This is a genomic window from Micromonospora sp. WMMC264 (genome assembly GCF_027497275.1).
Taxonomy (GTDB): domain Bacteria; phylum Actinomycetota; class Actinomycetes; order Mycobacteriales; family Micromonosporaceae; genus Micromonospora; species Micromonospora chalcea.
The window spans coordinates 3,225,172-3,239,992 of sequence record NZ_CP114907.1 but is presented as its reverse complement, the minus strand read 5'-3'; the positions used below and the strand labels follow the sequence as shown (position 1 = coordinate 3,239,992).

Below are 14,821 nucleotides of genomic sequence, written 5' to 3'. Positions count from 1 at the left end.
CGGCCATGATGAGGGTCAGCGGACCCTTATCGTCGGCGGGAGGCGCGCGTGGACGACCTGGCGTCCTTCGGACAGAGAGTGCGCCAGCTGCGAACCGATGCCGGTCTGTCCATGCGCGTGCTGGGGGAGCAAATCCACTACAGCAATGCCCAGATCAGCCGGATCGAGCATGGACGGGTGCCGCCTTCGACCGAGTTCGCCGTCGCGTGCGACCGAGTCTTCGGCACGGGCGACGAGCTGACGCGGGCATCGGCCGCCCTGGCGCTGCAAAGCAGGCGCACCGAGGCGGCAGCCATCTTCGACGTGCCTGCGGCGCCGCGAATGTTGATCGGCAGAGATGCTGAGCTGGAGAGCGTAGTGCAACACCTTGGCGCCGACATGGATCGACGGACGGCACGGGTGTGCGTCCTGCACGGCATGGGTGGAGCGGGCAAGACGGCGATCGCGCTGACGGCCGCGGAGCGCCTCCGCCCCATCTTCCCCGACGGCGTCATGCATCTCGACATGCTGGGATACAACTCGCACCATGAGCGGATCGAGGAGGCCGAGGCGCTCGACCGCATCCTCCGGCGTTTGGGTGTGCCGGGCGAGCTGATACCCCGCACTAGCGACGACCGCGGCTCCCTGCTCCGCCAGCAACTCGACGGTCTCCGCGTGCTCATCGTCCTCGACAGCGTCGCGGATGCGGGCCAGGTCGCGCGGCTCCTGCCGCCCAGTGGCCATTCCGCGATGCTGATCACCAGCCGGCAGTCGTTGACCCCGCTGGCTGCCACGTTCCGGCAGCACGTCACGGCACTGGAGCCGCCCGCGGCCGTCGAGCTGTTCACCTCGGTCGCAGAGTTAATTCCGGGTATAACCGATCGCGGCGACCCTGCGATGATTACAGAGATCGCCGAGCTCTGCTGCAAGCTGCCGCTCGCGCTGTGCATCGCGGCGTCGAGATTCCGGGATAACCCGGTGCGGCGCCTCGAGGACGTGGCGGAGAGACTCCGCGACCCCTCCGTGCGGCTGCGTGAACTCGACGATGGGTCACGGAGCATTAGTAATGTGCTGGCCGTGTCCTTCGCGACGCTGTCGGACACCCAACAGACCATGCTTGGTGTCATCGCGCTCCATCCCGGTCTACGGGTGGACGCGCGGGCGGCGGCCGCCCTGAGCCGGATGACGGTGACGCAGGCCGAGGATGTACTCGACGAGCTGATTCGGTCGGAAATGCTGGAGCCGCACTCGGTGGGCGCCTACCGGATGCATGACCTGCTGCGGGACTATCTGCTTGGTCCGGGAGACCATGCACTGTCGGCGAGGGAGGTCGCAGCCGCCCGTCGGCGACTCTTCCTGTACTTTCTGCATGCGGTCGCTGCGGCGGAATCGCTGATCGACGAACACCGGTTCCGACTTCCCATCGAGCCGTGCGAGCCGGCCATTCCCGTTCCGGCGTTCCCACATGCCGACGCCGCCCGCCAGTGGCTGCACCGCGAGTCCGACAACGTGCTGCCGCTGCTCGCCGCGATGGACGTCGGCGGCGAGGATGTGATCTGCTGGCAGTTCGCGTACTACCTGCGCGGCTTCTTCTACGCCACTAAGCAGTGGGAACTCATGGCCGCCTGCTCTCGACGAGCTCTTGAGCCGGCGCGTCGCACCGGCGACCCCAGGGCCATGGCCGTCACGCTCAACAATCTTGGGCTGGCCTTCTCGCAGCTCGACCGCAAGGAGGAGGCCACCGATCTCTACGCGCAGGCACGCGCCCAGTTTGCCCTGGCAAACGATCCCTACGGGGAGGCTAATGCCGTCGCCAACCATGGCTGGCTGGCCCACGAGATGGGCGAGCATGCGACGGCGATCGAACTCGCCAAGCAGGCGTGGCACTTCTATAACGACCGCGAACGCCCGTACAACGCCGCAATCGCCTTGGATTGCATCGCCCGGTGCGAGAAGGAGCTCGATCTTCTGGAGGACGCCGAACGGCATTTCTTGCAAGTCGCTCGGGGCTTCGCCGATCTGGACCTCAGTCAGGGTGACAGGGCTCAGGTGCTGTCGCACATCGGCGAGACCCGGTTGCGCCTCGGCCGACTCGACGCGGCCGCGGAGAGCTACGAGGAAGCCGTCCGTCTAGCCCGGTCTGGGAAGGCTCTCCGGGAAGAAGCCGTCGCCTTCGAAGGCCTCAGCCGCACGGCCGCCGCCCGAGGCCGCGTCGTCGATGCCGACGGACACCGTGCGGCGGCGCTGGCCCTCTACGAGAAGATCGGCGCGGCAGAGGACGCCCGGCGGATTCGCGACGAGGCCGCAGCGGCCGGCAACCCGCAGGACGCGGTGGAAGAACCGTCCCACCGCGCCTTAAGCATTCTGGTGATCAACACGGAATGGTCGTCCCGGCACGGCGGCTTGAGCACGCTGAACCGCGAGCTCTGCCGGTCGATGGCATCGCAGGGCGCGGAGGTCTACTGCTCTACGCCCTCCGCCTCCGATGAGGAGAACGAAGACGCGGCTCGCGCCCGTGTGAGCCTGGTCCACCCACCTACGTCCTCAAAGTATCCAGACGCTGTCCTGACACATCCGCCGGAGCTTCCCCCGGGTGTGGTGCCCGATGTCGTCATCGGTCATGGTCGCCAGACCGGCGAGGCTGCGCGGCTGGTGGGTCGTCACTACCCCGGTGCGAGGCTGGTGCACTTCTTCCACGTCATCTCGGACCAGGTGGAGTTCGAGAAGGAACATGAGCCCGACATCGACCCGATGGACACCGCCGAACAACGGTTCCAAGAGGAGCTGGAGATCGTCCGAAACTCGGATCTCGCCGTCGGCGTCGGTCCCGTACTTCACAAGTATCTTCGTGGCCGGTTGCGCGGTCCCCGCCATGGGAAGGTCAGGACGCATCGACTCGACCCCGGCTTCGACATCGCGGAGCAGGCCCTTGAGCCACCCGACCCGGGTGATGACACCGTGCGGGTGTTGCTGTTCGGCCGCCTCAGCGTGCGGGAGTCGAAGGTCAAGGGTGTTGACATCGCCGCCGCAGCGCTCGGGCATGTCATGCGGCAGCGCGGAACTCGCGGCCCGGACGTCGAACTCGTCCTCCGTGGCGTCGAAGCTGGCGAAGGGCAGAATCTTAAGACCACCGTCGAAAAGTGGGCGGGCCGGCCGCCGTCGCTACGCGTTCAGCCCAGGCCATACTCTGCCGACAAGAACACCCTCGAGGACGACTTGCACCAGGCGCACGTCGTCGTCATGCCGTCGCGCGCCGAGGGCTTCGGACTGGTCGGCCTCGAAGCGGTCACCACCGGCATTCCCGTGCTCATCAGCGACCGCAGTGGTTTAGGGCGGCTCCTCCTGAACGCACAGTCCAAGCTTTCCGTGGACCTATCGAACCGGGTGTTGCCTATCACCGGAGACCCACAGGCCGACACGGTTCGATGGGGTGATGCAATCGCGTCAATCCTCGACCACCCGAAACTGGCATTTAGAACAGCGGCTGACCTACGCGCGGAGACAGCGCGGATGTGGACGTGGGCCGCGGCCGCAGCCGAGCTTCTCGCGGCCATCAGAGCGCAGGTGGACCGCTGATCTGTCCACAGAGGGCACACCCTGCCCGCTCCGACCAGTCCTCCCGGTCGAGGTCGCCGGGGCTGAGCTCGCGCTGGCCGAGCTCGACCCTGGCGACGATGCGGAACCGCCATAGCGCTTGGGCAAACGGGTGGTACACGTCGTGCAACTCGGTGGTGGACACCATGACGCCCGATCGCACCGCGTTGCGGATGTCGATCAGCCGTCCGAAGGCCGCCTCGCCGCTGACGACCAAGGCTGGACTGCCCGACATGAGCAAGCGTTCCCGCACGCCGTATAGCCCGGACTCGTGGACCGCCGCGGATGCTGCGACCCGCCGGCTGGCGTCGCCAGACGGTGTGCGAGCTACCTCGCGGAGGGCTGCGTGGGCGGTATCGAGAGCCAGCGCGAAGTCGACGTAGGTCTTGAGGCGGTCCGACTCCCGGTCGCGGCGGCGTTGGCCGCGGTCGTTGCGCGCGCCGGCTAACAGCCCGCCGCCTAGGGCGATGACCGCGCCCAACGCAGTGCTGACGACGGGTATCCAGCTTGCCGCAGCCATAACAGCATCATTCCGTACGCCGGCCGCGCTGGACACCAACGTGCGCCGGCACCTGCTCGCGCGACGCAGGGAGACCTGGGCGCCAGGTTGATGCCCCCGTTTACCCGCCCGCGTTGTTGGAGCGGTGGTTACCTGCTGCTGGCTGGCGCAGGGGTGGCGATAGGTGGTTCGGCTGGCTCGGTATGGCGACTGTGCCAGGCGGTCTCGTACTCGTTCGGGCTGAGGTAGCCCAGCTCTCGTTGGATGCGGCGGGTGTTGTACCAGCCGTCGATGTAGGCGAAGATCGCGTTCTCGCCTCCATAAAAGCGGGGGCGGCTCATCCTGCGCCGGCTGGCTGCTCGGCCCGGGCCGAGGTGCAGGTGGTGGCGTTGACCGGGTTGGTTCGTGCCGGCCAGGGTGCTGCCGTCGCCACGTACCTGGATGACGACGCGCCGTTGGCCCTGGCCGGGTCCGCAACCTAGGTATGGACGCGCGGGATCGTTACCGCGCAGGCTTCCCCAGGCCGTCGAGCCGATGGGGCGATCGCCGCCGCTGACCGACCCCAGCTCGGTGGCGGACGCCCTGCTGCTGCTTCGACTGCTCGACCACGAGAAGCTGAAGGTCCAGGCCCAAGCGGCGCGAAGTCTGCGGCCGCTGGCCGCGGTCGTGGTGGGAGAGGTGGCGACGTTGCTGCGGGATCCATCAAGCAGCGGATGCGGCAGGTGACGGAGCGGCTGCGCCAGATTGTCGGCGCGCTGCCGCCAGCCCTGCCGTGGAAGCTACTCCGGAACGGCCGGGTGGACGGTGGCGCGTCGGCTGCGAACTTCTGCGCGGTCGTAGGGCTGGCGTGGAGTTGCCGGCGGCGTTGAGGTCGCGCGTCGGGCCCTCGAACTCGAAGGCTACAGGAGGAACTTGCACTGACGATGAGCGCGTCTATCGGCACGCCGCTTACTGACCGAAGGAGTTCTGTACCTCCGGAGCCGCCCTCTGCATCGCCTCGTTGAGGACGTCCGCCTGCTCAATCGTCTGCATCAGTCGCCTCCTGCAGGGTGAATCGGCGGCCTGCTCGGGCCGCCGATTGATCAGCATAGAAGCGCTAATACTCCAGTCGCACTTTCATGATTCAGAGTTTCAGCAGCTCAGCGGCATGATCGACGTCCGGGTTATGTCGTCCGCGTAGCTGCGGATGTCGATGCTATTGGACGGATGTGTGGCTTGGTCGCACCGTCTGTCTGTTGTGGTCGATCGTACGGCGGGCAGGCTGCGGTGCTTGTGTTGATCGATGAGATCGTGGGCTGGCGGGCGGGTTTGGATGATCTGCTGGCGCGGTTCGCGCACCGTTTCGGGCGGGCGGAGCCGCGCCGGCAGGCGCTGGCGTACCTGGTCGGGTTGCTGTCGCCGTTGGCGAGCAAGAACGGCTGGACCCTCGCCGAGGCCGCCGGAGATACCACGCCGAATCGGATGCAACGGCTACTCAACAAGTCTGCGTGGAACCCGGACGCTGTTCGCGACGACCTGTTCGCCTACGTGGCGGAACATCTCGGCCATGACGACGGGGTGTTGATTGTCGACGAGACCGGGTTCCTGAAGAAGGGGGTCAAGTCGGCTGGGGTGCAGCGTCAGTACTCGGGCACGGCCGGGCGGACGGAGAACTGCCAGCTCGGGGTGTTCCTTGCCTACGCCGGGCCGCAAGGGCGCACCCTGATCGACCGGGAGTTGTATCTGCCCCGCCGCTGGTGCGACGATCCCGCCCGCCGCACCGAAGCCGGCATCCCCGCCAGCGTCGGGTTCGCCACGAAACCCGCGCTGGGGCTGCGGATGCTCGAACGCGCCGTCACCGCGGGCCTACCAGCGAAATGGGTGACCGTTGACGAGGCATACGGGCAGGACTCGAAGTTCCGGACGTGGCTGCAGCAGCAGCGCATCGGTTACGTCCTGGCCGTGCCCTGCAACCAGCGGGTCCCGACCACGGTGGGCAGTTCCCGTCCGGATGTCCTCGCCGCGAACGCGCCGGCACTGGCGTGGAAGCGGCGCAGTTGCGGCGACGGCGCCAAAGGGCCGCGACTCTACGACTGGGCCGTGGCCTCCCTGCCCGGCACGGTTGACGGCTACGGCCACTGGCTGCTGATCCGACGCAGTATCACCGACCCCACGGACCTGGCCTACTACCTGTGCTTCGGCCCCGTAGGCACCCTCGACGAGGACCTGATCCGCGTGGCAGGGACCCGTTGGGCGATCGAGGAGTGTTTCCAGACCGCCAAGACCGAGGTCGGCTTGGATCACTACCAGGTGCGCCGGTACGGCGCCTGGTACCGGCACATAACTCTCGTTCTGTGCGCCCATGCCTACCTCACCGTCACCGCCACACAGGCCAAAAAGGGGGCACCGAATCCGATGACGGCCTCATTCCCCTCACCCTCGGCGAGGTCCGACGTCTCCTGGCACACCTGATCACCACCACCCGACCCTTCGACCACATCCATCGATGGTCACGATGGCGACGACGACACCAATACCGCGCCAGAAGAGCCCACTACCAGCGAAGACTCCGGCTCCACCAGGTGCGGCTGGAGTACTAGAACAGATACGCCGGATTTACACGAACGGGCACTCGCTACCCACAGTGACCAGACCAATCCAGCTTACGCTAGACGTACACACCCGCTGCCTATCAAAGATCTTGGCCGTCGCGCTTCACGCTAGGGCTGTCCTCGCACCACTGAACGGTGAGCACGACAGGCAGCCTGGACGAGGAGACAGCGATGACAGCTCGCGATGTGATCGGCATAGGGCTGATGATTCTTGGCCCAGTTGTGCCACTGCTGGCACTATGGCTACGGCTCCGCTTCCGACTGCAGCAGGAGCGGGAACGGCGCAACTACCTGCAGGCGGCTACCGCGCTGCCAGCCGGGAGCCGGGTACAGGACCAGCGTGAAGACGGTACCCGGCTCATCCTCGACGTCGGGAACGCAACCCGAGACGAGTGCTGATGAACGATGTCCTGGAACCTCCCGACGAAACGGGACGGTCGTTGCCCACGACTGCGGCCGGTGTGCCAGCTCGCCACGACCCCGACACGCCACCGGTCGACGTCGCCGCCTACAGCGCCTTCTACCGCACAGAGGTCAAAGCCCTGGTCAACTTCCTGCTTTGGATGGGTGCCGGACTCGCCGACGCCACCGACATCGCCCAGGAGACGATGATCGAGGCATATCAGAGCTGGCCGTCGATCCTGCATCCCCGCGCGTGGACCCGGCGCGTTGCGTCCCGCCGATACGGCCGTCGACGCTTCGGCCAAGAGGTAGCCATTGAGCCGGAGCGCCTCAGCCCTCTGCTTCCCGCATGCGCGGACATCTCCGCCTGGGAACAGCGACATGAAGTCCTGCGGCTTCTGGCCATGCTTCCGTGGCGGCAACGACAGGTCATTGCATGGACGTTCGACGGCTACCGGCCGCAGGAGATCGCCGACGAACTAGACATCACACCGGAGGCGGTACGAGCCAGCCTGAAGCTCGCCCGCCGTGCGCTCGCCGAACAACTCGGCCGGGCGGAGGAACCATATGAACCACGATGAGCTGTTCACCAGCCTGCACGCCACCACCGCAGCCGAACTCGACGGCCTACTCGATATCGAAGCGGGCCTGCGCGAGGCCCTCGTCGCCGCCCAACACACCCGAACCGGCCATGACCTGGACCTTGATATCGAGGCAGGACTCCGCGCCGTCATACCTCCCCCGGAGGTAGCCACACCCTCTCCGGCCACGCGTCCCGAACAGCCCAGCGCGACACCCGACCGGCCAGAATTGCAGGGTGCGGTCGCCGCTTGGCTGATGTCGTTTGACAGCGCCAGCCGTCTAGCTCTCCGAAACCTCCCGGCCATTGCCGCGTTCGCTCTCATCCTGGAGATCACCAACGCGGCGGCAACCAACCGAGTTGTAGCCCGCGACCCCGACCCCGCCCTCGCCCGCGACCTCGCCCGCAACCTCGGCCTCGCCCTCGACCTCGCCCGCGACCTTGCCCGCGACCTCGGCCTCGACCTCGCCCGCGACCTCGCCCGCGACCTCGCCCTTGCCCTCGACCTTGCCCGCGACCTCGCCCTTGCCCGCGACCTCGCCCTTGCCCGCGACCTCGCCCGCGACCTCGCCCTTGCCCTCGACCTCGCCCTCGACCTCGCCCGCGACCTTGCCCGCGACCTTGCCCTCGACCTTGCCCGCGACCTCTACCTTGACCCCGACATCGACGACGACCCCGGTCTCGCCCTCGCCCTCGACGACGACCTCGCCCTCGACGACGACCTCGACCGTGACTGTGTCCGCGACCGCGTCCGTGCCCTCGACCGCGCCCGGCATGATTTCACGGGCGCCGATCTGAGCGATGTGGATTTGCGTAGGATGTCGCTCACTGGCATCCGCTGGTCGATGGCCACTAAGTGGCCATCGGACGAGTGGCGGGATCAGGCTTTGCTGAACTCGCGGGATCTGGGCAACGGGACGTACGAAATCCGGGATGGCACCACGAACGTTCCCACCTACAGCACCTGAGCAAGCGCTCGCGCGGCAACCTATGTCCGCTGGCATGGTTGAGGCTGGCGTACCCCGCCCTGCCTGCTGGCGCGGCGAGGCAAGATCAGCAACCACAGTCAGTAACAGCAGCAGCCCTTCCTCGTAGAACTCGCACCAGCCGAATTCGCGACCCTGCTAGGTGGCCGTTGATCTCCGCTTGCAGTACGGCGGTGAACACGTCGTTGCCCTGTCCAGGTGAAGATGGCGGCAGGACCGATGTATAGACGGCCAAGCGTGGCGGACGTTCAACGTTGGCCCCCCCGTTTACTCCCCGAAAACCCAGGCCGAATGTTGGCGAAGAGTGACAAGATCCGGTGAGGCCTTAGCGGCATACTTGCAGCTCAACGACCATCTCAGGCAATAAATGACAAGCCCACTCCGGCTACTTTCCGTTACAAGGGGTTTTGACAACCAATGACAAGTCCTGAGGGGACTCCACAAGAGGTTGTCTTGGGTTCAAGTCTCTCGTTCCCCTGAACGCTCGGTGCCGAGTCGGCGCCGCGGAAGGTGTGGCGCGACGAGCTTGGCCGTGGCGTACTGCAGCGAGCAAAAGTCGCGGCCAGCTTAACTCCGCAGCCTTGCCCTGTGCGGATCTGCGCTGGGTGTGGCCGTTCCTGCGGGTCGTTCGACCAGATCTGGCGGGGAAGCTGGTGAAGGCGAGGAGGTCGTCGCGGGTGGCGTCGAGGTGTTCGGCCGCGGTGGAGAACTTGGCTTCGATCGTGGTCATGGCCCGGGCGAATTGGGCGTGCACGGCGTCGGTGTCGGGTTGGTCGAAGATCGTGCGGACGAGGGTGGCGATCCGCGGCTGCGCGGACTTCGGTGCCCTGGTCAGCAGGTTGCGTAGGTAGTGGGTCCGGCACATCGGCCGCGCAGTGCCGCTGATCGAACTCCGGGGTCTTAGTCACAGGATCCGAGTCCAGTTTCGGCCACGGCTGGTGTCACTGTCGGCTATCCGTCACGGGCTGGCGAGCAGCCCTTTCGCGTAGTGCGATGACTAGATGAGGCGGGCGTCAGGGGAGTACCACCGCGAGTCCGGTCCTGACGATGGTCTCATCCGCTTACCCTCGGCGAGGTCCGACGTATTCAGGCATCTGATCAGCGTCACCCGGCCCTTTTGACCACATCCATCGATGGCCGCGATGGCGACGACGGGACCATTGCCGCGCCAGAACAGCCCACGACCAGCGAAGACTGCGACTCCACCAGGTGCGGCTGGCGCTGGACAGCCTGGCGTTATACCCGAGTGGGCGGATCGGTTGGAGGATCCTCTGGTGGCGACAGCTTGGTATGCGCGGATGGCGGACATCCCCGGTATCCACTTCGCCGGCAGTCCGGGCGTCGATCGTGCGCGGCTTCGCAGAGCCCACAGCCGTCCAAGAGTCGTGTCAGGTCAGCTGTCCTGGCCTTCTGTGAGCGGTCAGAGCTCGGCGTCGCCGGCACACGAGCGAGCGTTCGGCCAGGAGGAACCCAGTCGCATTGAGGATCTTGTTAGGTGGGTATGGGAGGGTTTGGAGCTGCCCGGTGTCCCGTCGGACTATCACTTTCTTCTGCAACACGCGGTCGAGAAGCTGTGGTCCCGTCGGATTGAGGCGCCGGCGGCTCTGTACCATCTTGAGGTTTTCAGTGGGCTCGACTTGGCGCTGCTGGAGGCAGCCCCCGAACTCGCCCGCATCGACCGTCCAGGGGAAGGCCCGGAATTCTTCCGTATCACGAGCCTTGAGCGGCTTCTCTCGCTGCTGGAGCGGGAGGGAGCGCTGCGGGACGCGGTGGCCTTGAGCCGACGGGCGTCACGATTCGGCGATCGTTACCGCCTTGTGGAGTTGGAGGCCAAGCTCTCGGTGTTGGATAGGGAGGCGCGGTGATCGGCGGCCGGCTTGTTGATCAGGTGCGTGGTCAGTCGTTTCTTGAGGACGCTTTCGTACGTTGGGTCTTGACGCCAGCAGCGCGACCGGGCATCGCCGCGCACATCACGGCGCAGTTCCCGGTCACGGTGCCTGATCACAGCTACCAAGTGGATTTTGTGCTGTCCGGATCGAGTCTGCGTATTGTCGTCGAGCTGGACGGATACGCCTACCACAGCGACCGGGGGGCATTCGTCCATGACCGGATTCGGCAGAATGACCTGTCCGGGCTGGGTTTCGTCATCTTGAGGTTCTCGTACGATGCGATCCGGGACCACACCGCCCTGTGCGTCCGGCAGCTGCAGGAGGTTCTGCGCCGGGATCCACTGCTGGCCAACTACCTCGTCGAAGATCCACTCGTCCCAGTACCCGAGGACATGGCCGCGGATCCGCTCGGCCTGCTCACACCACCACCGCAGCGGGCATCGGCTGACTTCGGATATTTTGACCGTACACGCTTCCGTCTCGATCTGAGTCCGCTGCGGGCCTGCCAGCGGGAGGCGATGATCGCACTGGCGAACTACTACCGCCGCGGAGAGACGAACGCAGCCTGCGTTATGTCAGTCGGCGCTGGCAAGACAGCCTTGGGGGTGGCAGCGGCAATGGCCTTCACCCGGCGGCGTGCCTTGATCGTCACCCCCGGACGGGTGATCCGCGGGGCGTTCGCCACCGCACTCGACGCGGACAGCGCGGGTAACGTCCTCTACACCTTGCCTGGTGGTCCGCTTCTTCGCGGTGCCCGTGGGCCGAAGGTAGCCGTACTAGACGCGGCGAGCGGGTCGATCGGCTCGGCAAGCCGAGCCGATCTTCTCGGCGCCGACATTATCGTGACGAACTTCCATGCGCTGAATGCTATCGGTGCTGCCCAGGATTTGCTGGCCAAGCTTGAGCCGGACGATATCGACTTCATCGTCGTCGACGAGGCGCACATCGCGGCCGCCAGGTCCTATCAGCGCCTGTTCGACCGGTTTCCGCAGGCACGCCGGCTGCTGATGTCCGCTTGCTTCACGCGTGGGGACGGCAAGGCCGTGCGTGCTGATGTCGTCTACCGGTATCGGCTAATCGACTCGATCGCCGACGGCCATGCCAAGCACCCGCAGGTGCACCGATTCACCCCGGATGTCACCGAGACCACGTATGAGATCAACTGGCTGGACGGTCGCCGGGAGCAAATCATCGGCAAGGACCAGCTTCTCGAGGTTATGCAGGACGAACGTAAGCTCGCGCGCATTACCGCTACCTCCGAGGAGCCTATCCACCACGTCATGCGCAACGTCGCCGACTGTCTAGCCCGGCAGACCGCTGCGCTCGCCCCGGTACGACCTCGTGTGCTGTTCGCCGCGATCGGGCAACGCCATGCTGAGCAGGTCTCGCGTATAGCCAATGCTTATGGGATCGCCTGCGACACGCTGCACCATTCGATGACCGAGGCGGCGATCACGGCGACCCGAGCAAGGTATGAGGCCGAGTCCGGCAATCTACAGGGCATTGTGCAGCTCAGGATGCTCGGGCAGGGCTACGACCTTCCGGCAATCAGCATCGTGGTGCCGATGCGTCCGTACGGCAGCTTCGGCGAGTTTTACCAGTTCCTTGGTCGCGGCGTCCGCACGGTCCGCTACCCGGAGGCTGCCTCTCGCAGCGAGCGTCAATACCTGGATGTCGTCTACCACGGCGAGCTCGGCCTCGACGAGCACATGGAGACACTGCGCCACGAGAACGACATGGACCCGCACCCCACCGATCCCGATCTGTTCGGTGACGCACCGGTGCCAGACAGCACCAGGACGTACGGCGCGGCTGAAAAGACCGCGCATCAGGCTCCCTTCGATGCCGAAGTCCTCGCAGAGACTGGTCACACGTATCAACAGATCCTCCACGACACCGCCGCCGTGGAGGCACACCGCGACGAGCGGGAACTGGACGCATACGCCCAGCGATACGCTGCCTATGCGGCGGCCACACCGAACCCGCGCCCGTTCACCCAGTTCGTCGAGATCATGCGAGACCTGCATGGCTGAACAAAGCCTCGCCGCACTCATCGCCGCCGCACCGACACCCGACGACGTTCGCCATGCCGAACAGGCTGCCGGACACGCTGACCGTTTCCGCAGTATCGACCAACTCACCGCCCGACTCACGTCAGCGGCATTGAGCGGCCACAAGATCGCCAACATCATCCGCGGAGCCCGGGGCGAAAAATTCGCTGACACCCTTTCCTTGACCCTGCTTACCGACCCGGAACGCAGCGATCTCGCCGAGCTTTACACCCTCACGAAGCAGCAAGCACGCGGTGCCTGGTTCTTGCCCGAGCGAGCGGCACTCAAGGCCGGTGTGCTGAACCAGGCCGCATACCACCGCAGTAACCCCTGGCATGCCCTCACGCTCGCAGCCGACGACACGGCGAGAGTCAGCCTCGGCACCAACCCGGACGCACTTGCTGCCTGGGCCCAGCTGATTCCATTTCTGGAAACGGTCCTGACACCGATCACGTTGCGGGCCGCCGGCTCCACGGCGTCTCCCGAGGAACAGCGGACCGAATGGGTCCGCATCGAGCACGTCTACACCGGCCTAGGGATCGACGCAGCCACGCTCCAGATGTTCGGTTACGGCGGCGGTTGGGCCGCGCTGGACCGTGCCGCCCAAACTCGCACACGCCTGCAGTTACTCGACATGATCGCCCAGCACAACCTCGCCGACGTCGCCGCGCGTTACCGTGCCCACCGCATCCAACAGCTGACCATGGCAGTACTCAAGAAAGGCCGTAACGGGACGCCCCTGGCACGCCAAGCGATGACCAAAGCCCTCCAACCGACGCTGGCCGCCTACTTCGGTGGTGACTGGCTGGCCTACCTGGCCTACCTCGGACTGCCGCCGAGCCCGAATGAGCAGCTAATCCCTGCGCTGCCGAAACCGAGGCTGAAGGTCGAAGGCGCGGCTAAAATCGCCGCGGTCGCCATCAAGCACGATGCTGCGGCGAGCGAGATCGAAGCCATGCTCGCCGCGTTCATGGGCCAGAGTCACGCCGTCTCACCCGTCACCGCACGAGTCAACGTCCTGACTCGTTGGTGGACCGAGTTCGACGCAATTCACGCCTGCCACCGCGCCGGCCAGCACACGCTCTGGGGGCTGGTCGATGAAGGCCACACCTCAACCGAGGATGTCAACGGGCCTACAGCCAATCTCTACCGTCGCATACTGAGCAACGAGCTGCTCGCCGACATCGATCGACTCTGGGACGGCGTTACGCTCCCGCGCTGGCCCGACACCATCGTCAGCGAGCCCTACCCACACCGGCTGATGGCGGACACGCTCGGACCCGCCGTGGACTTCTGGCACGGCGTCGCCCTCACCGCCTGGTACGTGTGCGAAGGCCCCACCTCACGGACGTCGATCGCTGGGCTCGCCGCCTACCATCAGCGGCAACTGGCCGCCTTGAACTCGGCGGGAACCCCCGTCCACCCAAGTCTCTTCGATGACCTTCTGCACGCCGAGGCCCGTCTCGGACCCCCGCAGGCGATCGCATCCCACTCGTACGAGCTGCCACTGCCCAACGGAATCGTCGGCATCCGATTCAGCAACGGCGGACAACGCCGCGACGGGTTCGAGGGCCTACGCGACGTGATTACCCGACACCGCCGGGGCTGGAGCCACACCTACCTTGACGCCTACCTCAGACACCGCTGGAGCGACGCGCTCACTACCGTCTCCCGGAACCTCCAGATCCACATCGCGGCGAAGGGCAAGCAGCCCACATTCCGTCAGTTCGCCAAGATGGCCGCGCCCACCGCCAATCACTGGTTCAACGGAAACCTCACCGACTTATACACAGCCATCGGCGAGAAAGCACCACAGGTGACGCGACGCCAAGACCTTCTCCCCGGCACCGCCTACACCCTCGTCCATGCCGTCTACCAGGGCCTCGGAGGCAGGTACCACAACAACGACCTGCGAATCACCGACTATCCCGAAGCCCGTCGATACCACCAGATATCGCGCCTGGCGTCAGCAAGCCCCTACTACGTGCAGATCTCCGAGGCCCTCGGTCGGCCGCCGACCCCTGACGAGTTCGGTGCCAACCGACACGAGTGGGACTGGTCCAACGGACTACAACAGGGGTGGCCCCTGTACGAGATGGCGGTCAAGAGAGCAATCGCTACCAGCTGATCACGACCTCGGTTCGAGGACTACGAGACGCGGCGCGTCATCGATCGAGCAGACTGCAGCACCACCAGCGCGGACGCGACCTCGGAGGTGACCCGAACGGGCCCGGGAACCGTACAGTTCAA

Annotated in this window: 9 protein-coding genes and 1 pseudogene; 8 read left to right on the top strand and 2 right to left on the bottom strand. The window is 65.8% G+C overall.

Annotated features, from left to right (window positions below; all coding sequences use genetic code 11):
- The first annotated feature begins 48 nt into the window (after positions 1–48).
- A complete protein-coding gene (locus O7542_RS13775) occupies positions 49–3,555 on the top strand; it encodes a helix-turn-helix domain-containing protein (RefSeq protein ID WP_281606367.1) in 3,507 nt (1,168 codons plus the stop codon).
- Here O7542_RS13775 and O7542_RS13770 read toward each other — a convergent pair.
- On the bottom strand, positions 3,533–4,093 hold the full coding sequence (locus tag O7542_RS13770) for a hypothetical protein (RefSeq protein WP_281606366.1): 561 nt from the start codon (positions 4,091–4,093) through the stop codon (positions 3,533–3,535). The genes O7542_RS13775 and O7542_RS13770 overlap by 23 nt on opposite strands.
- Before the next feature lie 513 nt (positions 4,094–4,606).
- Here O7542_RS13770 and O7542_RS13765 point away from each other — a divergent pair.
- The 4 genes from O7542_RS13765 (at position 4,607) to O7542_RS13750 (ending at position 8,613) form a co-directional block, all read left to right on the top strand.
- A complete protein-coding gene (locus O7542_RS13765; protein WP_281606365.1) occupies positions 4,607–4,798 on the top strand; it encodes a hypothetical protein in 192 nt (63 codons plus the stop codon).
- A 546-nt stretch (positions 4,799–5,344) separates the two neighbouring features.
- Positions 5,345–6,523 (top strand): IS701 family transposase, encoded by a 1,179-nt coding sequence (locus O7542_RS13760; RefSeq protein WP_281606469.1) that lies wholly within the window; start codon positions 5,345–5,347, stop codon positions 6,521–6,523.
- 538 nt (positions 6,524–7,061) lie between these two features.
- Positions 7,062–7,646: a sigma-70 family RNA polymerase sigma factor gene (locus O7542_RS13755; protein ID WP_281606364.1), complete on the top strand. Its 585-nt coding sequence runs from the start codon at positions 7,062–7,064 to the stop codon at positions 7,644–7,646.
- The gene (locus O7542_RS13750; RefSeq protein WP_281606363.1) at positions 7,633–8,613 is read left to right on the top strand and encodes a hypothetical protein; all 981 of its coding nucleotides are present in this window, start codon (positions 7,633–7,635) and stop codon (positions 8,611–8,613) included. The genes O7542_RS13755 and O7542_RS13750 overlap by 14 nt, the downstream gene beginning before the upstream one ends.
- A 403-nt stretch (positions 8,614–9,016) precedes the next feature.
- Here O7542_RS13750 and O7542_RS13745 read toward each other — a convergent pair.
- Positions 9,017–9,493, bottom strand: a pseudogene (locus O7542_RS13745) (transposase); the annotation flags it as partial.
- Between the two features lie 550 nt (positions 9,494–10,043).
- On the opposite strand from O7542_RS13745, the gene O7542_RS13740 reads away from it, so the two are divergent.
- Genes O7542_RS13740 through O7542_RS13730 form a run of 3 tightly spaced genes read left to right on the top strand, consistent with a single transcriptional unit; the run spans position 10,044 to position 14,699 of the window.
- Positions 10,044–10,496: a hypothetical protein gene (locus tag O7542_RS13740; RefSeq protein WP_281606362.1), complete on the top strand. Its 453-nt coding sequence runs from the start codon at positions 10,044–10,046 to the stop codon at positions 10,494–10,496.
- Complete coding sequence (locus O7542_RS13735; protein WP_281606361.1) at positions 10,493–12,553, top strand: DEAD/DEAH box helicase family protein; 2,061 nt, start codon at positions 10,493–10,495, stop codon at positions 12,551–12,553. The genes O7542_RS13740 and O7542_RS13735 overlap by 4 nt, the downstream gene beginning before the upstream one ends.
- A complete protein-coding gene (locus O7542_RS13730; RefSeq protein ID WP_281606360.1) occupies positions 12,546–14,699 on the top strand; it encodes a hypothetical protein in 2,154 nt (717 codons plus the stop codon). Before O7542_RS13735 ends, O7542_RS13730 begins: the two co-directional genes overlap by 8 nt.
- The last annotated feature ends 122 nt before the right edge of the window (positions 14,700–14,821 follow it).